This window comes from Pseudoduganella albidiflava, from assembly GCF_004322755.1.
GTDB lineage: Bacteria > Pseudomonadota > Gammaproteobacteria > Burkholderiales > Burkholderiaceae_D > Rugamonas > Rugamonas albidiflava.
The window spans coordinates 7001771-7027888 of sequence record NZ_CP036401.1; the positions used below are offsets into that span (position 1 = coordinate 7001771).

General features: G+C 66.9%; 27 protein-coding genes. 7 read left to right on the forward strand and 20 right to left on the reverse strand.

The features are described 5' to 3' along the window. The first annotated feature begins 23 nt into the window (after nucleotides 1-23). Both EYF70_RS29115 and EYF70_RS29120 read left to right on the forward strand, forming a co-directional pair. Nucleotides 24-386 carry an ArsR/SmtB family transcription factor gene (locus tag EYF70_RS29115; protein ID WP_131148490.1) on the forward strand — a complete coding sequence of 121 codons (363 nt, stop codon included), beginning with the start codon at nucleotides 24-26 and terminating at the stop codon, nucleotides 384-386. Beyond that, nucleotides 373-897: an SRPBCC family protein gene (locus EYF70_RS29120; RefSeq protein ID WP_131148491.1), complete on the forward strand. Its 525-nt coding sequence runs from the start codon at nucleotides 373-375 to the stop codon at nucleotides 895-897. The genes EYF70_RS29115 and EYF70_RS29120 overlap by 14 nt, the downstream gene beginning before the upstream one ends. A 3-nt stretch (nucleotides 898-900) precedes the next feature. Here the strand turns inward: EYF70_RS29120 and EYF70_RS29125 are convergent, their stop codons facing one another. Both EYF70_RS29125 and EYF70_RS29130 read right to left on the reverse strand, forming a co-directional pair. Then, on the reverse strand, nucleotides 901-1908 hold the full coding sequence (locus EYF70_RS29125; RefSeq protein ID WP_131148492.1) for an SDR family NAD(P)-dependent oxidoreductase: 1008 nt from the start codon (nucleotides 1906-1908) through the stop codon (nucleotides 901-903). A 109-nt stretch (nucleotides 1909-2017) separates the two neighbouring features. Next, complete coding sequence (locus tag EYF70_RS29130) at nucleotides 2018-2917, reverse strand: DMT family transporter (RefSeq protein ID WP_131148493.1); 900 nt, start codon at nucleotides 2915-2917, stop codon at nucleotides 2018-2020. A 144-nt stretch (nucleotides 2918-3061) separates the two neighbouring features. Here EYF70_RS29130 and EYF70_RS29135 point away from each other — a divergent pair, with 144 nt between their 5' ends. Then, nucleotides 3062-3946, forward strand: a complete 885-nt coding sequence (locus EYF70_RS29135) for a LysR family transcriptional regulator (RefSeq protein WP_131148494.1) — start codon at nucleotides 3062-3064, stop codon at nucleotides 3944-3946. Between the two features lie 20 nt (nucleotides 3947-3966). On the opposite strand, the gene EYF70_RS29140 is transcribed toward EYF70_RS29135, so the two are convergent. From EYF70_RS29140 to EYF70_RS29145, 3 genes are read right to left on the reverse strand one after another with little or no spacing between them, the layout of a single operon-like run. Next, a complete protein-coding gene (locus EYF70_RS29140) occupies nucleotides 3967-5061 on the reverse strand; it encodes an Abi family protein (RefSeq protein WP_131148495.1) in 1095 nt (364 codons plus the stop codon). Between the two features lie 12 nt (nucleotides 5062-5073). Beyond that, nucleotides 5074-5205 carry a hypothetical protein gene (locus EYF70_RS31870; protein WP_259772410.1) on the reverse strand — a complete coding sequence of 44 codons (132 nt, stop codon included), beginning with the start codon at nucleotides 5203-5205 and terminating at the stop codon, nucleotides 5074-5076. Next, nucleotides 5205-6416, reverse strand: a complete 1212-nt coding sequence (locus EYF70_RS29145) for an MFS transporter (protein WP_131148496.1) — start codon at nucleotides 6414-6416, stop codon at nucleotides 5205-5207. Before EYF70_RS29145 ends, EYF70_RS31870 begins: the two co-directional genes overlap by 1 nt. 248 nt (nucleotides 6417-6664) lie before the next feature. On the opposite strand from EYF70_RS29145, the gene EYF70_RS29150 reads away from it, so the two are divergent. Next, nucleotides 6665-6955, forward strand: coding sequence for a hypothetical protein (locus EYF70_RS29150; RefSeq protein ID WP_131148497.1), 291 nt, complete (start codon nucleotides 6665-6667; stop codon nucleotides 6953-6955). Here EYF70_RS29150 and EYF70_RS29155 read toward each other — a convergent pair. Further along, nucleotides 6887-7846 (reverse strand): LysR substrate-binding domain-containing protein, encoded by a 960-nt coding sequence (locus EYF70_RS29155; RefSeq protein ID WP_131148498.1) that lies wholly within the window; start codon nucleotides 7844-7846, stop codon nucleotides 6887-6889. The genes EYF70_RS29150 and EYF70_RS29155 overlap by 69 nt on opposite strands. A gap of 104 nt (nucleotides 7847-7950) precedes the next feature. Between EYF70_RS29155 and EYF70_RS29160 the strand changes: the two genes are divergently transcribed. Beyond that, nucleotides 7951-8430 (forward strand): SRPBCC family protein, encoded by a 480-nt coding sequence (locus EYF70_RS29160; protein WP_229420610.1) that lies wholly within the window; start codon nucleotides 7951-7953, stop codon nucleotides 8428-8430. Between the two features lie 82 nt (nucleotides 8431-8512). Here EYF70_RS29160 and EYF70_RS29165 read toward each other — a convergent pair whose 3' ends face one another. The 3 genes from EYF70_RS29165 to EYF70_RS29175 all read right to left on the reverse strand — a co-directional run bounded on the left by EYF70_RS29165 (nucleotide 8513) and on the right by EYF70_RS29175 (nucleotide 11082). Further along, on the reverse strand, nucleotides 8513-9166 hold the full coding sequence (locus tag EYF70_RS29165) for a hydrolase (RefSeq protein WP_131148499.1): 654 nt from the start codon (nucleotides 9164-9166) through the stop codon (nucleotides 8513-8515). A 180-nt stretch (nucleotides 9167-9346) separates the two neighbouring features. Then, nucleotides 9347-9811 (reverse strand): DUF2269 family protein, encoded by a 465-nt coding sequence (locus tag EYF70_RS29170; RefSeq protein WP_131148500.1) that lies wholly within the window; start codon nucleotides 9809-9811, stop codon nucleotides 9347-9349. Then, nucleotides 9811-11082, reverse strand: a complete 1272-nt coding sequence (locus EYF70_RS29175) for an SDR family oxidoreductase (protein WP_131148501.1) — start codon at nucleotides 11080-11082, stop codon at nucleotides 9811-9813. Before EYF70_RS29175 ends, EYF70_RS29170 begins: the two co-directional genes overlap by 1 nt. Before the next feature lie 63 nt (nucleotides 11083-11145). Here EYF70_RS29175 and EYF70_RS29180 point away from each other — a divergent pair, with 63 nt between their 5' ends. Beyond that, nucleotides 11146-11616 carry a hypothetical protein gene (locus tag EYF70_RS29180; protein WP_131148502.1) on the forward strand — a complete coding sequence of 157 codons (471 nt, stop codon included), beginning with the start codon at nucleotides 11146-11148 and terminating at the stop codon, nucleotides 11614-11616. A 27-nt stretch (nucleotides 11617-11643) separates the two neighbouring features. On the opposite strand, the gene EYF70_RS29185 is transcribed toward EYF70_RS29180, so the two are convergent. After that, nucleotides 11644-14793, reverse strand: coding sequence for a response regulator (locus EYF70_RS29185; RefSeq protein ID WP_131148503.1), 3150 nt, complete (start codon nucleotides 14791-14793; stop codon nucleotides 11644-11646). A 182-nt stretch (nucleotides 14794-14975) separates the two neighbouring features. On the opposite strand from EYF70_RS29185, the gene fnr reads away from it, so the two are divergent. Further along, nucleotides 14976-15734 carry a fumarate/nitrate reduction transcriptional regulator Fnr gene (gene fnr / locus EYF70_RS29190; RefSeq protein ID WP_131148504.1) on the forward strand — a complete coding sequence of 253 codons (759 nt, stop codon included), beginning with the start codon at nucleotides 14976-14978 and terminating at the stop codon, nucleotides 15732-15734. Between the two features lie 150 nt (nucleotides 15735-15884). Here fnr and EYF70_RS29195 read toward each other — a convergent pair whose 3' ends face one another. The 10 genes from EYF70_RS29195 to hemN form a co-directional block, all read right to left on the reverse strand. Beyond that, nucleotides 15885-16391 (reverse strand): FixH family protein, encoded by a 507-nt coding sequence (locus EYF70_RS29195; RefSeq protein ID WP_229420611.1) that lies wholly within the window; start codon nucleotides 16389-16391, stop codon nucleotides 15885-15887. A 10-nt stretch (nucleotides 16392-16401) separates the two neighbouring features. Then, nucleotides 16402-17787 carry a cytochrome c oxidase accessory protein CcoG gene (ccoG, locus tag EYF70_RS29200; RefSeq protein ID WP_131148506.1) on the reverse strand — a complete coding sequence of 462 codons (1386 nt, stop codon included), beginning with the start codon at nucleotides 17785-17787 and terminating at the stop codon, nucleotides 16402-16404. Nucleotides 17788-17818: 31 nt separating this feature from the next. After that, complete coding sequence (ccoP, locus tag EYF70_RS29205; protein ID WP_131148507.1) at nucleotides 17819-18745, reverse strand: cytochrome-c oxidase, cbb3-type subunit III; 927 nt, start codon at nucleotides 18743-18745, stop codon at nucleotides 17819-17821. Further along, the gene (locus EYF70_RS29210) at nucleotides 18738-18914 is read right to left on the reverse strand and encodes a cbb3-type cytochrome oxidase subunit 3 (protein WP_131148508.1); all 177 of its coding nucleotides are present in this window, start codon (nucleotides 18912-18914) and stop codon (nucleotides 18738-18740) included. Before EYF70_RS29210 ends, ccoP begins: the two co-directional genes overlap by 8 nt. A 4-nt stretch (nucleotides 18915-18918) precedes the next feature. Then, the gene (gene ccoO, locus EYF70_RS29215; protein ID WP_131148509.1) at nucleotides 18919-19545 is read right to left on the reverse strand and encodes a cytochrome-c oxidase, cbb3-type subunit II; all 627 of its coding nucleotides are present in this window, start codon (nucleotides 19543-19545) and stop codon (nucleotides 18919-18921) included. An 11-nt stretch (nucleotides 19546-19556) separates the two neighbouring features. Then, the gene (gene ccoN, locus EYF70_RS29220; RefSeq protein WP_174800438.1) at nucleotides 19557-20972 is read right to left on the reverse strand and encodes a cytochrome-c oxidase, cbb3-type subunit I; all 1416 of its coding nucleotides are present in this window, start codon (nucleotides 20970-20972) and stop codon (nucleotides 19557-19559) included. A 320-nt stretch (nucleotides 20973-21292) separates the two neighbouring features. Beyond that, nucleotides 21293-21439: a cbb3-type cytochrome oxidase assembly protein CcoS gene (gene ccoS, locus EYF70_RS29225; protein ID WP_131148511.1), complete on the reverse strand. Its 147-nt coding sequence runs from the start codon at nucleotides 21437-21439 to the stop codon at nucleotides 21293-21295. A gap of 13 nt (nucleotides 21440-21452) precedes the next feature. After that, nucleotides 21453-23885: a heavy metal translocating P-type ATPase gene (locus EYF70_RS29230; protein WP_131148512.1), complete on the reverse strand. Its 2433-nt coding sequence runs from the start codon at nucleotides 23883-23885 to the stop codon at nucleotides 21453-21455. Then, entirely contained in the window at nucleotides 23882-24655 is a 774-nt protein-coding gene (locus EYF70_RS29235) for a sulfite exporter TauE/SafE family protein (protein ID WP_131148513.1), read from the reverse strand. Before EYF70_RS29235 ends, EYF70_RS29230 begins: the two co-directional genes overlap by 4 nt. A 20-nt stretch (nucleotides 24656-24675) precedes the next feature. Further along, nucleotides 24676-26112 carry an oxygen-independent coproporphyrinogen III oxidase gene (hemN, locus tag EYF70_RS29240; RefSeq protein ID WP_131148514.1) on the reverse strand — a complete coding sequence of 479 codons (1437 nt, stop codon included), beginning with the start codon at nucleotides 26110-26112 and terminating at the stop codon, nucleotides 24676-24678. Nucleotides 26113-26118: the final 6 nt, after the last annotated feature.

The window sequence follows — 26118 nt, forward strand, 5'->3', positions numbered from 1 at the left end:
AAATAAGCTTTTGGTCTTACCCCATGGACGAGCAATCTCTCCATTCCGAACAATTGAGCCTGACGTTCGCGGCCCTGGCCGACCCCACCCGCCGCGCCATCCTGGCACGCCTGGCGCGGGGGCAGGCCTCGGTGTCGGAACTGGCGGCACCGTTCGACATGACGCAGCCGGCGATCACGAAGCACCTGAAGGTGCTCGAGCGCGCCGGCCTGATCTCGCGCAGCCGCGATGCGCAGTGGCGGCCATGCCGCCTGGAAGCGGCGCCGCTGCGCGAGGCGAGCGGCTGGATCGGCCAGTACCGCCGGTTGTGGGAAGAGCGCCTGGACCGCCTCGACGATTACCTGGCTGAAGTGCAAACTAAGGAGAACGAGCATGGCAAACGCTGACGAAGTTGGACTCACCATCCGCCGCGTGTTCGACGCGCCGCGCGACCTGGTCTTCGCGACGATGACCGACCCGGACCACCTGCGGCACTGGTGGGGCCCGAAGGAATGCACGATCACGGTGGCGCGGGCCGACGTGCGGCCCGGCGGCATCTTCCACTATTGCATGCATCCGCGCGGCGGCACGGCCGACATGGATGTGTGGGGCCGTTTCGATTTCCAGGAAATCGAGCCGCCGCAGCGCTTCGCCTTCGTGAACGGCTTCGCGGACGAGCAGGGCAACCGCATCCGCTACCCGCTGCTGCCCATGTGGCCACTGGAAGTGCTGAACACCGTCACGCTGGAGGAAGACAACGGAAAAACGGCCTTCACGCTGCACTCCGCACCGTTGAATGCCAGCACGGCTGAGAACGCCATCTTCCTGGCCAGCCATGCCTCCATGGAAGGCGGTTTCGGCGGCATGTACGACGTGTACGAGGATTACCTGAAGACGCTCGGCACCGGCAAGCAATAACGGTCAATCCCCGCGCCGGGCCGCGGCGCGTTCCTCGTTCTCGCGTTCGATGCGTTCGCGGTGGCCGCCATCGATGCCGGTGGAACCTGGCATCAGCCGGTGTACCGCGCCGGCGGTGGCCGATGCGGGCGGCGCCGTCTCGTACTGGTAATGGTGGGCCACATTGGCGGAGAACCGTTCGGCCAGGTCGGGCGCCAGCCGCGCGCCGGCGTACGCGGCCTTGGCTTTCCACCCCACGGCCAGTTCTTCCCGCGGGTGCACCGACACCCACACGATCGCATCCACCACCTTTTGCGGTTCGTCCATCAGCGGCATGCGCGGCGTGCCGCCGCTGTAGTTCGCGGCGTGCGTGAAGAACGGCGTATCGGTGGCCCACGGCAGCACGGTGGCCACCGCGATGTTGCCGGCGCCGGTCAGCCGCAATTCCTCGTTCAGCGAGCGGCCGAGGGACAGCGTGGCCGCCTTGGTGGCCGAATACGTTGCGTGATAGGCCTGCGGGATCACGCTTTCCACCGAGCCGATATTGACCAGCGTGCCCGCGCCCTGCTTGCGGAACTGCCGGATCGCCACATGGCTGCCGTAAATGAGGCCCTTCAGGTTTACGTCGACGATGCGCGCATGGTCGTCCAGCGGGACGCTATCGAACGCGCCGATGGCACCCACGGCCGCGTTGTTGATCCACACGTCGACGCGGCCGAAGCGCGCCAGCGCCGCATCGAGCAGCCGCTGCACGTCTTCCTGGCGGCTGACATCCGTCGTCACCACGAGCGCATTGCCGCCTTTCGCCTCCGCTTCCGCCGCCACGGCTTCCAGCGCATCGGTGCGGCGCGCCGCCAGCACCACGTTGGCGCGCAATGCCGCCAGCTCCAGCGCGACGCCCTTGCCGAACCCGCTGGAAGCACCGGTGATCACATAGGTCTTGCCCGCCACGGCAGTGCGCTCGCTGTCCGACAGCACCGTGGCGCAGCCGCCCAGCTGCGCCACCAGCAGCAACAGGATCAGGTACCGCATGCTTTCTCCTCCCTTCAGATCGCGTCATGATAGGGAGATCGCCGCGCCGCCATCGCACGATACCGGGCGGCACAAAAGCGGCAAACAGGTGCGCGAGTACGTGAACGGTTCAGCGGTTCGTCAGCGTCACCCCGGCCGCCACCAGCACCCCGCCGGCCACCATCGATGCCAGCACCTGCTCGCCCAGCAGCAGCGCCGCCAGGCCGATGCCGAACACGGGCACCAGGTTGTTGAACACGGCGGTGCGCGATGCGCCGATCGCTTTCACGCCCTCGTAGTACCAGACGAAGCCCAGCACGGTGCCGAACGCGCCCAGGTAGCCCAGGCTGCCCCACACCTGCCAGCCGATGGCGCTCCACTGCAGCGTCACCAGGTCGCGCCCCGCGCCCACCAGCAGGAACAGCAAGCCCCACAGCGCGGCATAGGTGGTGGCGGCGACCGGCGTCAGGCCCTTCAGCGCGGCGCGGCCCACCAGCGTGTACGCGGCCCAGCTGCTGATCGCGCACAGCATCAGCAGTTCGCCCTTGCCCAGCGACTGGCCGATGTCATGCAGGGCCGCCATCGGGTCGCCCCGGGTGATGACGATCGCCGCGCCGGCAAAGGCCAGCGCGATGCCGGCCCACTTCACGGCATGCAGCCGTTCGCGCAGCAGCACGGCGGCGGCCAGCGCGGTCACGATCGGGTTCAGCGCGATGAACAGCGCGGCGCGCCCGGCCGGCATCGACCCCAGCGCGCCGAAGAAGCACAGGTTGTACAGGAAGATGCCGGTCAGGCCCAGCGCCGCGGTGGCCGCCATCTGCTTGCCGCTCAGGCGCGGCAGGCCGCCCTCCTTCATCCATGCGACCAGCAGCAGCAGGACCGCCGCCACGGCGAAGCGCAGCGCGGCGGCCGTCATAGCCGGCAGCGCATGGGCGACGATGCGGCCGGCGATGAATGTGCCACCCCAGAACAGGGTGACCAGTACGAGTTTCACGTACACGAGATTGTTTTTCAGGAGAGGGCTGTTCATGTTCCGCTTGCATCCGGGGTTGGGGAAGCTATACAGTATTGCTAATCCAAACTCATAGGCAAATGAGCAAAAGCTCATGGGCCGATTCATCCGCCGGATCACCATAGCCATAACCGGAGCCATAACCGGAGCCATACCCCAGCCATGACCTTCACCCAACTGGAAATCTTCGTGATGGTGGCCGAGATGCGCGGCTTCACCTCCGCTGCGCTGCGTCTCGGCATCAGCCAGTCCGCCGTCTCGCACGCCATCCGCTCGCTCGAACAGGAACTCGACGTGCAGCTGGTGGAACGCCAGCAGGCCGCCGTCGAGGTAACGGAGCTGGGCCGCCGCCTGCTGCTGCGCGCCCGCGAGATCCTTGGCCTGCAGGAAGCGATGCGGCAGGATGCCTCGGTGGCGCGCGGCCTGAACCAGGGCCTGATCCGCATCGGCTCGTTCGGCCCCACGTCGTCGCTGAAACTTCTGCCGGCGATCCTGCAGGCGTTCCGCGCGCGCTATCCCGGCATCGAAGTGCAGATCGACGAGGGGCCGGACGCCGCCGTCATCCAGTGGGTGGCGGACCGCCGCGTGGATGTCGGTTTCGCCGTGCTGCCGGACGACCGCTTCGACACCATACCGCTGGTCGAAGACCAGCTGGTGGCCCTGCTGCAGCGCGATCACCCGCTGGCGGCCAAGAAGTCCGTTACGCTGGATGAGCTGGTGGGCATTCCCTTCATCATGCCGGAACAGGGTTGCTCGGCGCTGGTCGAGCCACTGTTCGCCAATGCCGCGCTGGCGCCGCACGTGCGCTACCGCATGTCGCAGATGGTCACGGTACTGGGCCTGGTCGACAATGGCGACGGCGTCACCGTGATGCCCGAGCTGGCGCTGCCGCACGCGATGGCGGAAACGCATCCGCGCATCGTCGCGCGGCCGCTGCGGCCCACGGCGCGCCGGCGCGTCGGGCTGATCCTGCGTAATCTATCGCGCGCCGCGCCGGCCGTGCAGGCGTTCGTGGAGATCGCGCGCACGGCGGCGAAGTCGCTTTGATCTGCAAAGGCATGCAGGGTCTATGGTCTCCAGATCCTGCAGGTTTCCCAGTGATCCGGCATCCCCATCGATGTCTTGACCCGATCAGCTTCCGGGTATTTTTTTAACAGCTGATTGAGGCCGTCCTTGATGTTTTCAACGAGCCCCGAAATCTTGCTGATCTGCCGTATGACAAGGATGGCTGTGTAGGTTGTATTGTGGGCGTTTCGATGGCCACTGCCTACTGGAGAGACGCTGACAATGTTTGGCACGTCTATGCTTCTCGGTGCCGCCAGATTTCTGTTCCATAAGCGTGTGTGATGTGCACATAGATTCCTGACCGCACGCAATGCGTCGATCCAGGATAGCAATATGTCGAAACTGGCTGCACCCAATGTTTGCGCCATTTTGTCGAGCGATGTACTGACAGGTGTTCCAGCAGTGTGGCCAAACGCCTTTGCATGCTGATCCAATGCCCTGAAAATTTCCCTTATCTGCCCGAGCGTAGTGAGATCAGCAACGACCCAGAATGGCGGCAAGCCTTTGTGAGATGAAGAAATTTGGTTGTAGTAAGAACGGTGATAGTGCTGCGCGAATTCTTCCTTGCTTCGGGTGAAGTCGGCATGAAGGCTGTCGATGATTCGCTGCGGATACCTCTGGCGATGAAACCATTTCTGCTCGAGATACCAAAATCCATCGCCTGACGCGAGCGACATTGTGGCGTCCAGTTTCGTGCGAAATAAAACTTCGATTTGAGAAAGGACGCCAAAAAGCAGATGACGCAGCTCTTCATCGAAGCAATACATTTGTCGAGCTTGCTCGACGTTGGTGCCCGCGGCAAATTGCCACGGTCTGGCCTTTGCCCGATCAAAGTAAGGATATAAATAGCCGCGGAAACGGTAGTAATTTACTCGTCCCAGGAACGCTTCCGTAGCGGGAATATCGTTCACAACCAAGCCTTGAGCTTGCAACTTCCCTATCAGCTGCCGCGCAGTGCGGGAAGGCTTGGTGTAAGGGATCAGTGTGAAGACCATAGATGTAGAAAAGCCACCAGTACTTTGAACAATTTCTCGTTCTCGGTTTGAACAGGTGGCGTTGTTGAACGCGATGTTAACCAAATTCGGGTAACGGCGCAAGCGAACTAAGCGCTAGCACAGCGTGAACATCGCGGCGAGCGCCAGCACGCTGGCCGGGTCCAGCAGCGCATCGGTGGCCCAGGCGCACACGGCGCACAGCGCGAGCACCGCCGCGATGTGGCCGAGCGACTCGCGGCGCTTCATCACGCCGCCTGCAGCCGCGCCACGGCACGGTCGTCGATCGGCCAGTGCAGCGCGGCGGCGGCCAGGCCGATCAATACCGCGAGCAGCCACATCGTGTTGTACGAGCCGGTGGCATCGAACACGGCGCCGCCCAGCCACATGCCGAGGAAGCCGCCCAGCTGGTGGCCGACGAACACGAAACCGAACAGCGTGGCCAGGTACCGCACGCCGAAGACCTGCGAGACCAGGCCATTGGTCAGCGGCACGGTGCCGAGCCAGGTGAGGCCCATCACGAACGCGAACGCGTAGACGCTGGCCGTGCTGACAGGAAGCAGCGCGAACGCCAGCATCGCGGCGGAACGCACCAGGTACAGGCCGGCCAGCAGGTACTTGCGGCGGTAGATGCCGCCCAGTTGCCCGCACAGGTAAGTACCCGCCACGTTGGCCAGCGCGATGATGGCCAGCGCGGCCACGCCAGTCTGCGGCGGCAGGCCCTGGTCCATCAGGAAAGCCGGGAAGTGGCCGGCGATGAACGCAAGCTGGAAGCCGCAGGCGAGAAAGCCCAGGTTCAGCAGCCAGAAGCCGCGGTGCGACAACGCTTCGCGGATCGCGCCGCCCATCGACTGCGCCTGCCGGTCCGGCGAGGCGGCCTGGCGGTCGTCCAGCGGCCATGCGAGCGGCAGCGCCAAAGCCAGGACGAGGGCGAACACCGTCAGCGCAAGCATCCAGCCCAGGCCGCCGATCAGCTGCTGCGTGGCGGGCACCATGGCGAACTGGCCGACGCCGCCGACCGCGCCGGCCATGCCGAGCGCCCAGCTGCGCCGCGCCGGCGGCACGATGCGGCTGATGGCGCCATACACGACACCGAACGTGGTGCCGGACAGCGCCACGCCGATCAGCAGGCCGGCCGACAGCGCCAGTTCCATGCTGGTGGCGGCATGCGCCATCAGGTACAGCCCGAGCGCATACAGTACGCAGCCGGCGGCCAATACCCGGCGCGCACCCCAGCGGTCGGCAATCATGCCCGTGACCGGTTGCGCCAGCCCCCATACCAGGTTTTGCAGCGCGATGGCCAGCGCGAACGCTTCGCGCCCCCAGCCACGCGTGCCGATCATCGGCAGCATGAACAGGCCCTGTACATGGCGCATGCCCAGCGCCAGGCCGACGATGATGCCGCCGCACAGCACGGCGGCCAGCGGGGCATGGGCTTTCGCGGTACGGAAAGCGTTCATGGCCGTTCCCTGCAGTCCGCCGCCGGCGTGGCGCCGGTCACGATCAGTACATTGTCCATGCAATCCTCCTGGTGAAACGCCAGCATAGCGCTGCACGGCACGCTGCCACCAGCGGCGAATGGGCATGCGAGCCATGCGTGCCGCGCATGCGGCCGATGCCGGTTTCGCGCTTGAGGCATGCCGCCCGGTGCCGCACAATCGCTGCAAAATGGAGGGCATCATGCGGAGGGCATCATGCGGAGGGCATCATGCGATTGATTTTGCAACCGATGGAACAGGCCACGCTGCGGGCACGCGGCACCGTCCGCGTGCGCTGCCTGGGCGGCACGCTGTGGATCACCGGCGGCGACGGGATCGATCGCCTGCTGGAGCGGGATGAAGCGGCCGAGCTGCGGGCGGTGCAGGCGACGCACCTGTCGAGCGTGCGGCGCACGCGCCAGGTCGATTTCGAGCTGGAGGTGAGGTTGCCTTCAAGCCGCCTGCGACGCGCCGCCACCGCCATTGCCGGCCTGGCCGGCCAGCTGCGCCAGTTCCTGTGACGTGATGTCGACCTGCCCTTGCAGCCATGCCTGCACCAGGGCGACTTCGTGGCGCGGCTGTGCGGTGGCCTGCAGCAGCCAGTAGGCGTAGTCGACCCGCGTGCGCCGCGCCATCTGGGCCACCAGCCGGCCATCCTTCAGCATCGGCAGGACCAGCGCAAGCCGGCCCAGTGCCACGCCGTTGCCGTCGAGCGCGGCCGCGATCACCTGGTCGTACTGGTTGAAGCGCAGCGTGGCTGGCGGACGGTACGGCAAGGCATGCCGCTGCAACCACGGCGCCCACTGAAGGAATGGACGGCCCGGTTCGTCCAGGTCCAGCAGCACCTGGCGCGAAAGGCCATCCGGCGCCGCGAAGGCGGCAGCCGCGATCGCCGGGCTGGCGACCGGCACCACGTCCTCGTCGAACAGACGCACCGCATCGGCCGGAACAGCCGATGGCGGCGCGTAGCGGATCGCCAGGTCCACGCCATCGTGGCGCAGGTCCATCAGCCGGTTGCTGGTGGCCAGGCGCAGGTCCAGGTCCGGGTGCGCCGCCTGGAACGCGCCCAGCCGGGGCAGGATCCACAGGCCGGCCACGCCGATGCTGGCGGAAATGGTTACCGGGTGCGGCGTGGCCTGCTTCAGCGTGTCGGACAGTTCGGCCAGCTGGTCCAGCCATGGCGAGGCGAGGTCGAACAGTTGCCGGCCGGCGTACGTCAGCGCGATGGCGCGGTTGCCGCGCACGAACAGCGGCGTGCCGAGCCGGTCTTCCAGCGCCTGGACCTGGCGGCTGACGGCCGATTGCGTCAGGCACAGGTCCTGTGCCGCGGCGGTGATGGAGAGGCGGCGCGCGGCCGCCACGAAGCCGCGCAGGGCATCCAGCGGCGGCAGGTTCAGCAGCGGGTTGGCCATGTGTCCTCCATCGAACGCCGATCATATCGCATTAGAATATTGCAAACGAATGAAGCAACCGAATGAAGCAACCGAATGACGCAAAGATCGCGAGCGGAGAAAACATGGACGAGTGCAATATGGACGGCGAACGCGGCATGGACGACGGCAGCATGGACGATTGCAACATCGTGACGACCCGCGTGCTGGATGCGCCGCGCGGGCGGGTGTTCGCCGCCTTCAGCGATCCGGAACAGCTGGCGCAATGGTGGGGCCCGGAAGGCTTCACGAGCACCTTCCAGGGTTTCGATTTCACGGCGGGCGGCGCGTGGACCTTCGTGATGCACGGGCCGGACGGCACGACCTATCCGAACGAATCGCATTTCGTGGACATCGTGCCGGGCGAACGGATCGTGTTCGACCACGTCTCCGGCCATGCGTTCCGCGCCACGTTCGAGTTCACCGATGCGGACGGCAAGACGCGGCTGCGCTGGACGATGCATTTCGGCGACCCTGCCGAGTGCGCGAAGGTAGCGCGTTTCGTGGCCGGTGCCAACGAGCAGAACCTCGATCGGCTGGCCGCGCTGCTGCGGCGCGCGCCCTAGTACCAGCTACCGGGCACTGCCAGCAGCGGCGCCCGGTGGAAAGCGGCACCCGGAGACCCTCCCGCTCCGGGCGCGCCCGCCATCAATGCCCTTCCGAGGCGTTGAACATCGACTTCGCGTAGACCAGCCCCAGGCCGTAGGCACCGCCGTGCTGGACCGAGGTTTTCACGGTCTGGTCGTAGGTGTCGCCGCGGGCCCAGTCGCGCTGCAGTTCGAGCAGGTATTGCAGCGACGTGATCGGGCGGGCACCGGCCTGCACCATCCGCTGCACGGCGCGCTCGTGCGCTTCCTCGGTGATGTCGCCCGAGGCATCGGTGATCACGTACACCTCGAAACCCTGGTCCAGCGCGGAGAGTGCGGGGCCGACGATGCACACCGACGTCCATAGTCCGGCCAGCACGATGCGGTCCTTGCCGATCGCATTGACGCGGTCGGCGATACGCTGGTCTTCCCACGTGTTCATCGTGGTGCGGTCGATCGGCTTCTGGTCCGGGAACACGGACTGGATTTCGTCGTAGATGGGGCCGGAGAACGATTCGGCGGCCACCGTGGTGAGGATGGTCGGCACCTTGAATTCAGCCGCGGCCTTCGCGACCAGCGCGGTGTTATTGCGCAGCACGGTGGCATCGATCGATTTGGTGGCGAACGACATCTGCGACTGGTGATCGATCAGGATCAGCGTGTGGTCCGCGCCGTTCAGCAGGGTTTTACCGGGTTGGGCTTTGGCGATTGGCATGATGTTTTCTCCTGGGATTAAATGATTGTCGATATCTTCGAAAGTCTGGCGCCGCGCTACGCTGCCGTGTTTTCCTGGCTGTTTCGTCTGCGCTGCGTCGATGGAATGAAGTATGAACAAGTCGGGTAGAAAACAAAAACGGAAAGATTGCCGTCCTATTATCGAAATTTTCGAAAGACTTTACATGGGCTTGGCCACCATCAGCCAGAACACTGCGAGGAAGGCGAAGAACGCCGGAACGCCCAGCACAACCCAGATCCTGAAATAACGCCAGAACAATGGCGGCAAGGGCGTGCCGTTCGCCGCGGCGGCGGCCGACAGGTCGCGCAGCCGCATTTGCAGCCACACCACCGGGAACCAGCACAGCCCGGCGATGGCGAACAGGATCACCGACCACATGATCCACTTGCTGTGCAGCGGGTAGCCGGCAAGGTGGATCAGGTAAAAGCCCGTCAATGGCTGGGCGACCATGGTGGTGGCCGTGAACAGCCAGTCGGCCGTCACGACGATGCGCGACACCACGGCAATGGCCGCCACGTTGCGGCTGACGACGCTGAACAGCAGATACCATGCCGAGCCGATGCCGGTGCCGAACAGGAACGTGGCACTGAGGATATGCAGCCACTTCACCACCAGGTATTCCATCAGGTCTTCCCCTTTTCGAGTTCGTACAGCAGCCAGATCGCCGCCAGCATCGGCAGGTTCTTGCTGAGCGGGCCATACGGGTGCCACAGGAATTCCGGCAGGCGCAGCGCGATCACGACCGTGTAGAAGCCGATCAGCGCGATCTGCGCCAGCCACAGCGGGGGGCGCCAGCGCGGCGGCAGCGCCAGCGTGCCGATGCCGAACGCAAGATCGAGCGCGCTGGCGCCATACAGCATCAGCGGCGCCAGCATGGCGGGAATGCCGCTGCGCTCGAGCAGCCGGTAGCTGTCTTCCACCGGCCACGCGAAGGCGGAGACGAAGGCCGTCCAGATCCACACGATCGCCAGGCTGATACGCAGCAGCGGCAGCAGCCAGTCCAGTTGCGCCGCGCGGCGTTCCGCCTGTGGATGAGTAATGAACTTGTCCACAGCGCGCGGCGGGCGGCCCAGCAGCCGCGACGTCATGGCGGGATCGGCCGTGTTGCCGCGGGCGAGCATGCGCAGCGTGTCCGGCGTGAGCGGGCTGCCCGGCACGAAGCCGCCCAGCCAGGCTGCGCCGCGCGCCACGGCACCCGGCAGCGGCAGCACGCGCAGCCGGCCCAGGCCCAGCGCGCGGCGCAGCGTGGCCAGGTAGCCGATGAACGGCAGCGGCGCGGGGCCGACCAGGGGCACCCGCATGCTGCGCGGCCCGCCCGTTTCCTCCAGCAGCGCCAGGATCGCCTGGCACGCGTCGTCCACGTGGATCGGCTGCACCGGTTGCGGCGCGCTGCCGAAGCGCACCGCGAACGGCATGGTGGCCAGCATGCGGAACAGGCGGGCACTGGCGCCCTCCGGGCCGTACACCAGCGACGGCTGCACGATGCGGGAGCGCAGCGGCAGCGTGGCGAGGAAATCGTCCGCCGCCTTCTTGCTCAGGTGGTACGGCGTGGTGGCCGCTTCGTCCGCGCCCAGCGCCGAGACCTGCACCACGAGGCGCACGCGGGCCTCGGCGCAGGCGGCGAACAGCGCGCGCGGCGTTTCCGAGTGCAGCCGCGCGAACGTCTGCCCGCGCGACTCGCGAATGATGCCCACCGTGTTGATCACCGCGTCGACGCCGGACAGGCGCGCCACCCAGTGCGATTTTTCGCTATCGTGGGCGAAATCGGCCGCGATGAAGTCGCAGCCGGGCTGGCCGCGGCGCCCGGCGCACACCACGCGGTGGCCCCTGGCGCGCAACAGCGGCAACAGGCGGGAACCGAGAAAACCGGTCGAACCGGTGAGCAGGATCAGCATCGGAGGTCCTCGTCGTCATGAGGGACCCAGTGTACGAAGAATTGCAAATATTTGGAGGACAGCATGGACGATTGGAAGCAGGTCATCATCAAGGGCATGATGCCGGGTGCACTGGCCAGCCTGGCGTCGACAGGCGCGCTGGCGCTGCGCTCGAAGCAGGAAACCGGCAGCCCGTATGCGGGAGCGAACGCGGTCAGCCACATGGTGTGGGGCGACAGGGCCTTCGTGCATGACGAGCCCACCTGGAAATACACGCTGACCGGCTATGCGATCCACCATGCCAGCTCGCATTTCTGGGCCAGCATCTTCGAGCAGGCCGCCGGCAAGATCTTCGACAAGCCCGGCGTGGCCTCCAAGCTGGCCTCGGCGGCGGCGGCATCGGCGGTGGCCTGCTTCGTCGACTACAAGCTGACGCCACAGCGCCTGCAGCCCGGCTTCGACGTGCGCCTGTCGAAGCGTTCCCTGGCGCTGGTGTATGGCGCTTTCGCCATCGGCCTGGCGGCCGGCGCGCTGTTCAACCATCGCAACCGCTAGCGTGGCGCGGCGCAGGTACGCCAGCGCCTAGCTTTCCGCCATCTCGGCCTGGTCGAGCCACGCGCGGCCCGCTGCCAGGACCAGCGCCAGCTCATGGCGTACGGCCGCGAAATGCGGCGCCAGTTCGCTGGCGGGCAATTCCGCGATCGCCAGTTCCGCATCCATCGTGGCCCGGATCAGGCGTTTCGCCCCCAGCACGCCGATGGCGCCGCGCAGCGCGTGGAAGGTGTTCGCCGCCGCCTGCACATCGCCGGCCGCGAGCGCGCGGTCCGCTTCGTCGGCCGGCGCCATGCCGCCTTCCAGGGCGCTTTCCACCATCCTGCGCATCAGCGCCCGGCCTTTCGGATCGCGGCCCATCACGCGCCCCAGGCTGTCCATGCTGAACACGGGTTCGCCCCCTTGCGCCGCGGCTGGCTCCACCAGCGGGCCAGCCGCCTTGGCCGCCGGCGGTGGCGTTTCGGCCGGCCTGCGCCGCGCCGGCAGGTGCCGCTCGATCACCATCATCATCTCGTCGACGACGACCGGCTTGGCAATGAAGTCGGTGATGCCGGCCGCCATGCAGCGTTCCCGCTCGGAGGCCAGCACGCCGGCCGTCATCGCGATCACCGGCAGGCGCAGCGCCAGTTCCGAGCGGATCGCGGCAGTTGCCGAAAAGCCGTCCAGCACGGGCATCTGCATGTCCATCAGCACGATGTCGTAGCGCTGCGCGTCGATGCGCAGCACGTCCAGGGCTTGCTGGCCGTCGCCGGCCACGTCCAGCGTGGCGCCGGCATGTTCCAGGATGCCGCGCGCCACGGCCTGGTTCAGCGGATTGTCTTCCACCAGCAGGAAGTGCACGCCTTGCAGGCGGTTCGCATGGCCCTGGGCGTTGGCGGGCACCAGTTCGCCGCCGCCGCCCTTTGCCGCCAGGGCCTGGTGCAGCGCATCGAACAGCGTGGAACTGGTGATCGGCTTGACCAGTACCGCATCGGCTTCCGCGCTTCTTGAAATCTGTTCCAGGCGTTCGCGCGCAAAGGCATTGAGCATCACCACGATCGGCTGCCGGTGCCCGTCGGCCTCGCGCCGGATCGCCGCGGCGGGGGCATTCCCGTCCGGGCCGCTCATGTGCCAGTCGGCCAGCACCACGTCGTATGGCCGGCCGGTGCGCATGCGGAACGTGAACATCGCCAGCGCGGCACTGCCGGAATCGACCAGGTCCGCCTCCCACCCCCAGGTGCGGATCAGGCGGCCGATCAGGTTGCGGCTGGTGGCATTGTCGTCCGCCACCAGCACGGCGAGATGGCCGGCGGCCGGCTTGCGCGGCGCCTCCAGCCGCGGCAGCACGCCGAATGGCAGCGTGAACCAGAAGCGGCTGCCCTTGCCCGGTTCGCTCTCGACATGGATTTCCCCGCCCATCAGTTCGATCAGCCGGCGCGTGATGGCCAACCCCAGCCCCGTGCCGCCGAAGCGGCGTGTGATGCTTTCGTCGGCCTGCGTGAACGCCTGGAACAGGTGCGACAGCTGTTCCGGGTTCATGCCCATGCCCGTGTCGCGCACTTCGAAGCCCAGCACCGCGTCGGCCTCTCCGCCGCCGTGCTCCACCAGGCTCACCTCGACCACGACCTCGCCGTGCGCGGTGAACTTGATCGCGTTGCCGGCCAGGTTCACCAGTACCTGTTGCAGCCGCAGCGCATCGCCCCGCAGCAGCCGCGGCACTTCTGGGTCGACCACGATGGCCAGCTCCAGTTCCTTTTCGCCGGCGTTCATCGTCATCGTCGTGGCCAGGGTGCTCATCGATTCGTCCAGGTCGAATTCGACGGGCGACAATTCCATCCGCTGCGCCTCGATCTTGGAAAAATCCAGCACGTCGTTCAGGATGCCCAGCAGCGAATCGCCGGCGGTGCGGATCATGTGCAGGTACTTGCGCTGCTGCGGCGCCAGGTCGGTGTTCTGCAGCAGTTGCGCCATGCCCAGCACGGCATTCATCGGCGTGCGGATCTCGTGGCTCATGTTGGCGACGAAATCGCTCTTGGCGCGGTTGGCCGCCTCGGCCCGGTCGCGTGCCCGTTCCAGCTCGGCGGCGCGGGTTTCCAGCTCGGCCATCAGGTCGCGGGCGTGGGCGTCGGCCGCCTCGCGTTCGCGCATCAGGTCGTTGAAGGCCCCGGTCAGCTCGCCGATCTCGTCGCGCGACGTGACCGGCAGCGGGGCGAAGTGCCCCGGCGTGCCGCGCAAGGTGCCGATCGCATCGCGCAGCCGCATCAGCGGCGACATCAGCCGCAGCGTGATAAAGGTGATGACGGCCGCGGTGACGAGCGAAGCCAGCGTGCCCCACAGCGCAAGCCGCACCAGCAGGTCGTCGAACGGCTCGAACGCTTCCTCGGCAGGCAGGTTGGCGATCAGGATCCATGGGACGGTCTTCAGGCGCTTGTAGCTGAGCAGCGCGCGCACGCCGCGGCCGTCGGTGCTGATCGTGGTGCCTTCGAACCCTCCGCGGATCGCCAGCACGGTGGCGGCATAGCCTTCCTGGCCGCGTGGCTTCAGCAGGCGGGCAGGGTCCGGGTGCACCACGTAGACCGATGGTTCGTAGCCGGTGACGATGTAGTAGTAACCGGTGCGGCCCACCTTGGCCGTGCGCAGGTGGCCCAGCAGGTTGTTCTTGTACAGGCGCAGCACGCCGATCAGCACGCAGGCCACCTCGCCTTCCTCGCTGAGCACGGGGGCGACCATCTGCACGACAGGTTGCCGGTTCGCCCTGCCGATCACCGGTTCCGCGATCAGGGGCGCCTTTTCCTGCATGACCCGCTGGAAGTACGCGCGGTCCGTGACGCTGACGCCGGGGCGGCCCGGCAGCGCGGGGATATCGGCCACGATGGTGCCGGCCGGGCTGACGACGATGATGTCATCGAACAGGCGAAGGACGGCGCGGTAGTCGTAGTGGGCACGCAGCGCGGGCGGATCGGCGCAGATGTCGCCGGGCTGCCAGCGTGCCGATTCGGCAACGATGTCACGCAGCAGCGTCATCTTTTCATCCACCTCGAGCGCGGTGCGCGCGATCAGCGCATCCTGCTGGGCAAACAGCACGCGCGTGAAATCCTCCTGCATGCGCCGGGCCTGCAGCACGGTGACCAGCGCGATCATCACGATGCACGTGACGGTCGTCGCCAGCGCGACTTTCGCTTTGATACCAAGCGGACGCATTGTCTCCCCCGCCCCGATGTTGTCGGGACACTATGCGCCGCTTCCCCGCTGGCGCACTGTGCGGAAGGGCACGCAAGCTGCAAGTTGCGCGGTTGCCCGGACAGCGGGATCGAGGCGGGATCGAGGCGGGATCAAGTACACTGGAGGTCAACCGACAATGGACGATGACATCGGACCCGACAATGATGCATGAGCTGCCATCCCTGACCCTGCCCGGCGCCACGATCGAGATCCTCAAGGCACGCTGCTCGACCTGCAGCATGCACCAGCTGTGCCTGCCGATGGGGCTGGACATGGGCGACATGGACAAGCTGGACAAGATCATCGGCCGCCGCCGCAAGGTGCAGAAGGGCGAGAACCTGTTCCGTATCGGCGAGCCGTTCACGAACCTGTACGCGATCCGGCTCGGCCATTTCAAGACTTACCAGATCAACGCCAACGGCGAAGAACAGGTGACGGGCTTCCAGATGGGCGGCGAACTGCTGGGCATGGACGCCATCAGCACCGACAGGCACTATTGCAGCGCGCTGGCGCTGGAAGACAGCGAGGTCTGCGAGATCCCCTTCGCCAGCCTGGAACAGCTGCTGGTGGACATGCCCACGCTGCTGCGCCACTTCCACCGCATGATGAGCCAGGAAATCACGCGCGAGCAAAGCGTGATGCTATTGCTGGGCAATATGCAGGCGACACAGCGCTTCGCCGCCTTCCTCGTCAACCTGGCTTCGCGCTACGAGGCGCGCGGCTACTCGAGCACCGAGTTCCAGCTGCGCATGTCGCGCGAGGATATCGGCAACTACCTGGGGCTGACGATCGAGAGCATCAGCCGGCTGCTGAACAAGTTCAAGAAGCAGGGCTTGCTGATGGTGGCGAACCGGGAGGTCAAGGTGCTCGACCTGCCCCGGCTGAAGGCAATCACGGCGGGGACCGAGACCTGCGCGTGATGCCGCTTAGATAAGCCCACCCCAAGTGCAAATGCCGGGGTCAGACCCCACGGGTCTGACCCCAGTCCTTCGCCTTTGGGGTGAATGCATGCGCTTCCACCGGTATTCGCCGGCCAACCGATGCAGCTTGATGCAGCAGCGGCGCCTGCTTTATTCCGAAGCCGCCAGCGTCAATTCACGCTCCACCGGCCACTGCCACTGCCCCTCCAGGCGCCAGGTGCGCCGCTCGTCTTCCACCAGCACGGTCCAGCGGCTGCGTTCGAGCAGCGGCAGCGGCACGGCGAAGCTGCCGCCGGCATCGGGCCGCACCAGGAGCCGCAAGTCCTTCTCCGGCTGGGTGGCGTGCGCCAGGTGCACGTGCAAGGGCCCGGGCAGCGGCGCGCTGGCCGATAGCCGGCCGTGCAATACCCCGTGCGCGGCATCGTAGCGCAGGGCGGCGGCGGCATGCAGCGCGGCGGCGGTGCGGTCGCGCCGCAAATCCTGGTTGATCGCCTTGCCCCGCTTGTAATAGTCGCCCACCACCAGCGCGTCCTGCTGCGCGAAGGCCAGCCAGCCGGTATAGAAGCCGGCCACCAGCACGGCGGCCGGGCCGGCCATCAGGAGCCAAGGCCAGCGCTCGCGGTACCAGGGCGTGGCGGACATCGTCATCGCTTGCATGGTCATCTCCTCAGCGCGGCACGATGAAGACCGCGGGTTCTTCGACGGCCAGGCGCGCATCGTCCAGCGCCGTCAGCGTGAATGTGATCGGGTTCGAGCCGGTCTTGCCCGCGCCCCGCAGTGCCTCCCCTGGCACGCGCACCCGCACCGGCACGGCGCGCGTTTCGGTGGCGGCCAGTGCCACCACGTCGTCCGTCGCCAGCGCCAGGCCGGGCAGCCCGGCGGCCGCGATCCGGTAGCGGTGCGGCTGCTCCGAGGTGTTCATGATCTGCAGCCGGTACACGTTCTCGATCGCGCCGCCGTCCACTTCGCGGCCCATCGAACCGCGGTCGCGGATCACGTCCATCTTCAGCGGCGTGCGGGTGGCCAGCGCGAAGCCGACCGCCAGCGTGATGGCCAGCAGCGCCGCGCCGTACGCCAGCACGCGCGGGCGCAGTGCCCGCTGGCGGATCTCTGCCGGCGCCAGGTTCGCCGTCATGGCCCGGTCGGTGCTGTAGCGAATCAGGCCGCGCGGCTGGCCGACCTTGTCCATTACGCTGTTACACGCGTCCACGCAGGCGGCGCAGCCGATGCATTCGTACTGCAGGCCGTTGCGGATGTCGATACCGGCCGGGCAGACCTGCACGCACATCGTGCAATCGATGCAGGCGCCGCCCGTGGCCTTCTTGCCGCGCGGTTCACCGCGCCCCGTGTCGTAGGTGATGATCAGCGTGTCGCGGTCGAACATCGCGCTCTGGAAGCGGGCGTACGGGCACATGTACTTGCACACCTGCTCGCGCAGCCAGCCCGCGTTGCCGTACGTGGCGAAGCCGTAGAACAGCACCCAGAACCATTCCCACGGCCCCAGCGCCAGCGTGGCGATTCCGGTGCCCAGTTCGCGCACCGGGGTGAAGTAGCCGACGAAGGTGAAGCCGGTCCACAGCGCCACGGCGCCCCAGGCGAGGTGCTTGGCGACGCGCTTGCCGAACTTGCGGGCGGACGGGCCTTGCCGGTCCAGCGCGATGCGGGCGGCGCGCGACCCTTCGATCCTGCGCTCGATCCACAGGAAGATCGAGGTATAGACCGTCTGCGGGCAGGCGAAGCCGCACCACACGCGGCCCGCCACCGCCGTCACCAGGAACAGCCCCCAGGCGCAGATGATCAGCAGCGCCGCGAGGTAGATGAAATCCTGCGGCCACAGCACCAGGCCGAACAGGTAGAACTTGCGCGTGCCCAGGTCGAACAGCACGGCCTGGCGGCCGTTCCACACGAGCCATGGCGTGCCGTAGTAGGCCAGTTGCGTGAGCCACAGGCACAGCCAGCGCAGGCGCGCATAGCGGCCATCCGTTTCGCGCGGATGGATCGGCTGGCGCTTTTCATACATCCGGATCACCTGTTCCGGCACGGGGGCGTTCATGGCAGTCTCACTTCGTTTCATCTGGCTTGTTTCATCTCGTGTCGTTGGACAGGCCCCATACGTACGCCGACAGCACGTGCACCTTGCCTTCGCCGAGGAAGTCGCCGAAGGCGGGCATCGTGTTGTCGCGGCCCTTGCGGATGGTTTCCATGATCGTGTCGGCGCTGCCGCCGTACAGCCAGGTCTTGTCGGCCAGGTTCGGCGCGCCGAGCGCCTGGTTGCCGGTACCACCGGCGCCATGGCAGGCCAGGCAGGCGGTGAACTTGCCCTTGCCGAACACGCTCTTGATCGGATCGGCCGCGTTGCTGCCGGAAAGGCTCAGCACATAATGCGCGACGTTCTCGACATCCTTGTCGGAACCGATGGCCACGCCCATCGGCGGCATCACGCCATGGCGGCCCTGCATGATGGTCTGCTTGATCGCCTCGGGCGCGCCACCGTGCAGCCAGTCCCTGTCCGCCAGGTTCGGAAAGCCCTTGTTGCCGCGCGCATCCGAGCCGTGGCACTGCGCGCAGTAGGTGAGGAACAGCCGCTCGCCCATCGCGCGCGCCTGCGGATCGGCCGCCACCGCCTTCAGGTCTTGCCGGCGGTACTTGTCGAACAGCGGGCCATAGGCCTCGTCGGCTTTCGCCAGTTCCTGCTGGTACTGGCCGGCCGAGCGCCATCCCAGCTTGCCGGCGTAGGTGCCCAGGCCGGGGTACAGGAACAGGTAGGCGGCGCCGAACACGATCGTCAGGTAGAACAGCCACATCCACCAGCGCGGCATCGGCGTGTTCAGTTCCGTCAGGTCGTCGTCCCAGACGTGACCTGTCGTTCCGACCCCCTTGCCCGCGGCCGCATCCGCGGCGGACACCTTGTGCACGGACTGCGTGTACAGCAGCACGCCGCAGCCCAGGATACCCAGCACCGTCAGCACGGCGATGTACAGGTTCCAGAATTCGCTGGTGAAATCAGACATCGCGCTTCTCCTCGTGCCGCACTTCTTCCATGAACGGTAACTGCGCGGCCTGCGCGAAATCCTGTTGCTTGCGGGTGGACCAGGCCCACGCGCAGATGCCGGCGAAGGTGATGAACGAGACCACCGTCATCACACTGCTGGCGCTGTCGAAAATGTGTTCGATGCTCATGGCGTCAGTTCCTTGATTTGATCAGCGTGCCGAGGCCCTGCAGGTAGGCGATCAGCGCGTCTTCTTCCGTCTTGTCCGCCAGTTCGGCGGGTGCGGCCGCGATTTCGGCCTCCGTGTAGCCGTCGCCCAGGCGCTGCAGCGCGCGCAGCTTCGGCACGATGTCCTGCGGGACCAGCCTTGTTTCGGCCAGCCATGGATAGCCGGGCATGTTCGATTCCGGCACCACGTCGCGCGGGTTGCGCAGGTGGGTGCGGTGCCATTCGTCGCTGTAGCGGGTGCCCACCCGGGCCAGGTCGGGGCCGGTGCGCTTCGAGCCCCACTGGAACGGGCGGTCGAACACGAACTCGCCGGCCACCGAGTAGTGGCCATAGCGTTCGGTCTCGGCGCGGAACGGGCGCACCATCTGCGAATGGCAGGCATAGCAGCCTTCGCGCACGTAAATGTCGCGGCCCGCCAGGCGCAACGGCGAATAGTGCGTGAGGCCGGCCACGGGTTCGGTGGTCGATTTCTGGAAGAACAGCGGCACGATCTCGACGGCGCCGCCGACCGATACCACCAGCGTCACCAGCGCGATCAGCAGCCAGGGATTCTTTTCGATCCACTCGTGGGAGAATTTCGTTGAAGATGTCATGTTGTTTTTCCTCAGGCGGCTTTCAGTTGCGGGATGGCGGCCACCGGCACCTCGCGGCCGCGCAGCGTCATCCACGTGTTCCAGGCCATGATCACCATGCCGGCCAGGTACAGCGTGCCGCCGGCGAAACGCACCACGTAGTACGGGTAGGTGGCTTTCACGCTTTCGACGAAGGTATAGGTGAGCGTGCCGTCCGGGTTCACGGCGCGCCACATCAGGCCCTGCATCACGCCGGCGATCCACATCGCGGCGATGTACAGCACCACGCCGATGGTGGCTACCCAGAAGTGCACGTCCACCAGGCTGGTGCTGTACATCTTCGTCCGACCGGCCAGGCGCGGCAGCAGGTAGTAGATCGAGCCCATCGTGATGAAGCCCACCCAGCCCAGCGCGCCGCCATGCACGTGGGCGATGCCCCAGTCGGTGTAGTGGGACAGCGAGTTGATGGTCTTGATCGACATCATCGGGCCCTCGAAGGTGGCCATGCCGTAGAACGACAGCGAGACGATCATGAACTTCAGGATCGGGTCGGTGCGCAGCTTGTGCCATGCGCCGGACAGGGTCATGATCCCGTTGATCATGCCGCCCCACGAAGGCGCCAGCAGGATCAGCGAGAACACCATGCCCAGCGACTGCGTCCAGTCGGGCAGCGCCGTGTAGTGCAGGTGGTGCGGGCCGGCCCACATGTAGGTGAAGATCAGTGCCCAGAAGTGCACGATCGACAGCCGGTACGAGTACACCGGGCGCCCGGCCTGCTTCGGGATAAAGTAGTACACCATGCCCAGGTAGCCGGCGGTGAGGATGAAGCCCACCGCGTTATGGCCGTACCACCACTGGATCATCGCATCCTGCACGCCGGTGTACATCGAATACGATTTCGTCAGCGTGGCCGGCATCACCATGCCGTTCACCACGTGCAGCAGCGTGACGGCGAGGATGTAGCCGCCGAAAAACCAGTTCGCCACGTAGATGTGCTTCACCTTGCGCTTCACGATGGTGCCGAAGAAGACCACGGCGTAGGCGATCCACACCACCGCGATGAGGATCGCGATCGGCCATTCGAGTTCCGCGTACTCCTTGCCGCGCGTGAGGCCCATCGGCAGCGTGATCACGGCGGACACGATCACGGCCTGCCAGCCCCAGAACGTGAAGGCGGCCAGCCTGTCCGAGAACAGCCGCACCTGGCAGGTGCGCTGCACCACGTAGTACGAGGTGGCGAACAGGCCCGAGATGCCGAACGCGAAGATCACGCCATTCGTGTGCAGCGGGCGCAGGCGGCCATACGTCAGCCACGGCACATCGAAATTGAGCCCCGGCCAGGCCAGCTGCGCGGCGATGACCACGCCGACCAGCATGCCGACGACGCCCCACAGCACCGTCGCGATCGCGAACTGCTTCACGACCTTGTAGTTGTAGTTCTGTTCCACTTGAACACCCCCGAGTTCTTGATATGCGTCACAGATTACGCAGCGGGGTGCTCAAAAACTTTGACCTAAGTCAAAATTAACCGAGTGCATTACTTCACCCGAAAACTATTGCCCAAAACCGGGGTCAGACCCCGAATTTTGGCAACAGTTTGCTGGCGAGCTACGAATTTGTTGGATATCCGACGCGCCATAAGCCGCGCACATTGTTCGTATACGCCAGGTATCAGCAAGCGATGTAGACACCACAAGATTGTTGCCAAAAATCGGGGACTGTCCCCGGTTGCGCAGTGTTGTTTTGCGACCAGCTCAGCAGTTGTCGCTCAGCAGTTGTCATCGTCTTGCAGGACGCGCAGGGCGGGGCCTTCGAGGTCGTCGAACTGGCCGTCGTCGGAGGCCTTGAAGAAGATCCACAGCGCGCCGAACACCAGCGCGATGGACAGGGGGACCAGCAGGTACAGCGATTCCATGGCGGCCTCCGTTTCAGCGATAGCGCAGCCGCAGCGCGTTGAGGATCACCAGCGCGGAGCTGGCGGCCATGCCGACGCCGGACAGCCATGGCCCCAGCAAGCCGATCGCGGCGGCGGGGATGGCAATCGCGTTGTACACGCTGGCCCAGGCAAGGTTCTGCCGGATCACGCGCATCGTCACGTTCGCGGTGGCGGCGGTGTCGGCCACCAGGCCGAGCTGGCCGTTCAGCAGCACCGTGTCCGCGCTCACCTGCGCCAGCGCGGCGCCGCTGCCCATCGCGAACGACACGTCGGCGGCGGACAGCACGGCCGCATCGTTGATGCCATCGCCGACCATGGCGACGATGGCACCCTTGCGCTGCAGGCACTGCACGTAATCGAGCTTGCGCGCCGGCAGGCAGTCACCGATCGCCTTGGCGATGCCCAGTTGCGCGGCCACGGCATCGGCGAGCACCTGCCGGTCGCCGGACAGCAGGACCACCTGCTTGCCCTGCGCGCGGAAATGGTCGACGGTGGCTTGCGCGTCGGGCCGCAAGGGATCGGTGATCGTGAAACAGGCCAGCCACTCGCCATCGGTGCCGAGGTAGACGGCGGTGCTGTCCGGCAGCGCCGGCGGCGGCGTGCCACCCGCCAGCGCGGCCACGAAGGCGCCGTTGCCGAGCCGGTAGCGGCGCCCCTGCACCGTGCCTTCCAAGCCCTGGCCGGGCGTTTCCGACAGGCCGCGCGCATGCCAGCCGTGCAGCCGCGGCAGCTCGCTGTCCAATGCCGCGATGGCACGCCCGATCGGATGCAGGCTGCCCTCTTCCAGCGCCGCGGCGATGGCGATACAGGCATTGCGGTCCACGCCGCCGTGCAAACGCACCGCCTGCACCGTCGGGCGGCCGGCGGTCAGCGTGCCGGTCTTGTCGAACACCACGTGCGTGGCACGGTGCAGCGTTTCCAGTACGTGCGGCCGCATCACCAGCACGCCCTTGCCCAGCAGCGCATCGGTGGCCGCCGCCAGCGCCGACGGCGTGGCCAGCGATAGCGCGCAAGGGCACGACACCACCAGCACCGCGATCGCCACCGGCCATGCCCGCGCCGGGTCGACGAAGTGCCACGCCACGAACACCAGCAATGCCAGCAGCAGCAGCGCGGCCGTGAAGCGCGCGGCGACGCTGTCGGCCCATTGCGCGATGCGCGGCTTGGCGCTGCCGGCCCGCTCCACCAGTTTCAGCAAGCCGGCCAGCGTGCTGTGCTCGGCCGCGTGCGTGACGCGCAGCACGACGGCGGGGCCGGCATTGACGGCGCCGCCTGGCACGGCATCGCCCGGCCCGCGCGGCTGTGGTGCGGACTCCCCGGTCAGCAGCGCCAGGTCGACGCAGGTACGCCCTTCGGCGATGAGGCCATCCGCGGCAAAGGCTTCGCCGGTGCGCACGAAGACGTGATCGCCCGGGACCAGCGAGGCGGCGGGGACGACGCTGGTATTGCCCGATGCCGGCCAGCCGGCGAATCGGGTGGCGGCGGCGGGCAAGCCATGGCGCATGCGCTGCAGCGTGCTGGCCGCCTTGCGCCGCGCATGCAGTTCGAGCCAGCGGCTGGCCAGCAGCAGGAACACGAACATCGTGACGGAGTCGAAATACACTTCGCCGCTGCCGCGCACCGTGGCCACGAAGCTGCCGCCGAACGCGGCGGCGATGCCCAGCGCCACCGGCACGTCCATGCCGGGTGCCCGCGCGCGCAGGCTGGCCCACGCGCCCCGGAAGAACGGCTGCGCCGAGTAGACCACCGCGGGAATCGTCAGCAGCAGGCTGGCCCAGCGCATCAGCGCGGCCATGTCCGCGTCGAGCGTGCCGTCGCCGGCCAGGTACGACGGAGCCACGTACATCATCACCTGCATCATCGCCAGGCCGGCCACGAACAGCTGGCGTCCCAGTGTGCGGCCGGCCTTGTGCAGCTGTTCCTCGTGGCGCGCGGCATCGTAGGGCCAGGCGCTGTAGCCGATCGTGCGCAGCGCCTGCAGGATGGCCGACAGGGCGACGCGCCCGCCATGCCAGCGGACGGCCAGCCGCTCGGTGGCGACGTTCAGGTCCGCGGCGATCACGCCGGGCAATGCCAGCAGCCGGCCCTCGACCAGCCACACGCAGGCGGCGCAGCGGATGCCCTCGACCAGCAGCACCGCTTCGTGTTCGGCATCGTTGGCGCTGTCCCGCGAAACAAAGCGCGGGTCGGCATCGAGCAGGCGCAGTTCGGGCGGCACCAGGCCGGCGTCTTCCGCGGTGGCGGCAAAGCCGGTGCGCTCGCGGTAATAGCTTTCGTGGCCGATGTCGACGATCGTCTGCGCGACCGCCGCGCAGCCGGGGCAGCACATGCCGCGCGGCGCGCCATCGATCGACACGGTTAAAGTTGACCCGGCGGGTACCGGCAGGCCGCAATGAAAGCACTGCGGTTGCAGCACGGCGTTCATGCCGGCCCTCCCAGGCACAGCGCGTCGAGCCAGCCATGCGGCAGGCCGGCGCCGTAGCGGACCAGGCCCAGCGTGCCGAAGCCCAGCACCAGCGTGCCGCAGACGGTGCGCACGGCGGGGCGCTGCATCGCCGGGCGCAGCCGCGCGCCCGCCACGCCGAGCGCCAGCAGCATGGGCAACGTGCCGGCGCCGAACGCCAGCATCACCGCGGCACCGCCGGCGGCGGAACCGGCCAGCAGCGCCGTCAGCAGCACGCTGTACACCATGCCGCACGGTACCCAGCCCCACAGCGCACCCAGCGCAAAGGACTTGGGCAAGCTGTCGGCCGGCAGCAGGTATCGCAATGCCGGCAGCAGACGGCGCCACAGTACGTTGCCGGCCGCTTCCACGCGCGCCAGGCCATGCCACGCATTCATCAGGTACAGGCCGAGGGCGACCAGCATCGCGTTGGCCAGCAGGTAGGCCACGCCCTGCCAGCGTGCCGCCAGTGCCAGCGTGCCGGCGCCGTTCGCGAGACCGCCGGCCAGCGCGCCGGCCGCCATGTAGCTGGCGATGCGCCCGGCGTTGTAGGCCAGCACGCGCGCGGCGCCATCGAGGGCAGCCAGCGCGGGCATGGCCGAAGCGGCCGGTGCGATCGGGATCGTGCGGCCCGGCCCCGGCTTGCCCAGCGCGCCGCTCAGCGCTCCCACGATCCCCCCGCACATGCCGACGCAGTGCACGCTGCCGGCCACGCCGACAGCGAACACGGGCAGCAGGTTCAGCCCGTCCATGATGATCTCCCCGCCGTTGCTCAGATGGTGCGCGAGAAGCGCAGCGGTTGCGCCGCCAGCGCGGCAGCCGGCATCGCGGCGGCCTGCAGGCGCGCCTCCCGCAGGTGGGCGTCGAACACCATGCAGATGTTCCGGATCAGCAGCCGGCCTTTCGGCGTGACCGACAGCCAGTCATCGTCGAGCGTTACCAGGCCATCGGCCACGAACGCCTGCAATTCCCGCAGTTCCGGCGCGAAGTACTCGCGGAACGGCACCGCCATGCCTTCGGTGGCCGATGCCAGCGACAGCGCGAAATCGCACATCAGCCGCTGCACCACGAGGCGCCGCAGCAGGTCGTCGTTGCCGAGCCGGTAGCCGCGCGCGATCGGCAGCCTGCCGGCATCGAGTTTCGCGTAATACTCGTCCAGCGTTTTCTCGTTCTGGCTGTAGGTGCCGTTGACGGCGCTGATGGCCGAGACGCCGCACGCCACCAGGTCGGTTTCGGCATGCGTCGAATAGCCCTGGAAGTTGCGGTGCAGCCGGCCCTGGCGCTGGGCCACGGCGAGATCGTCTGCCGGCTTGGCGAAATGGTCCATGCCGATGTACACGTAGCCGGCGGCGGTCAGGCGGCTGATGCACAGGGCCAGCATGTCCAGCTTGGTGGCGGATGCTGGCAAATCGCTTTCATTGATCCTGCGCTGCGGCTTGAACAGGTGCGGCATGTGCGCGTAGTTGTACAGCGCGATGCGGTCCGGGTTGGCGACGATGATCTTCGACAGCGTCTGCTCCATCGTGTGCAGCGTCTGTTTCGGCAGGCCGTAGATCAGGTCCACGCTGATCGAGCGGAATCCGGCGTCGCGCGCGGCGTTCATCACCGCCATCGTTTCCTCGTAGGGCTGGATGCGGTTGACGGCCTTCTGCACGTCCGGATCGAAATCCTGTACGCCCAGGCTGACGCGGTTGAAGCCTTGCGCGCGCAGCGAATGGATGCGCCGTGCGTCGACGGTGCGCGGATCGATCTCGATCGAATACTCACCCTCGGCGTCCGGCGCGAAATCGAAGTGGCGGCCCAGGTGCGCCATCAGCTCGCCCATCTGCGCATCGGAGAAATAGGTCGGCGTGCCACCGCCCAGGTGCAGCTGCTCGACGCGGTTCATGCCGGCAAACAGCTTGCCCTGCATGGCGGTTTCCTGTTTCAGGTAGCCCAGGTAGGTGGCAGCCTTCGAGCGGTCCTTCGTGATGATCTTGTTGCAGGCGCAGTAGTAGCACAGCCGGTCGCAGAACGGCACGTGCAGGTACAGCGACAGGGGCCGGCGCCCGCCGCGGTAGGTCAGCCCGGCCAGGGCCTCGAGGTAATCGCCGTAGCCGAACCGCGCCGTGAAACGGTCGGCGGTCGGATAGGAGGTATAGCGCGGTCCGGACATCGACAGCTTGCGGATGATGTCGGCATCGAACTGCACGGACGGCATGGTGGTCATGATGGT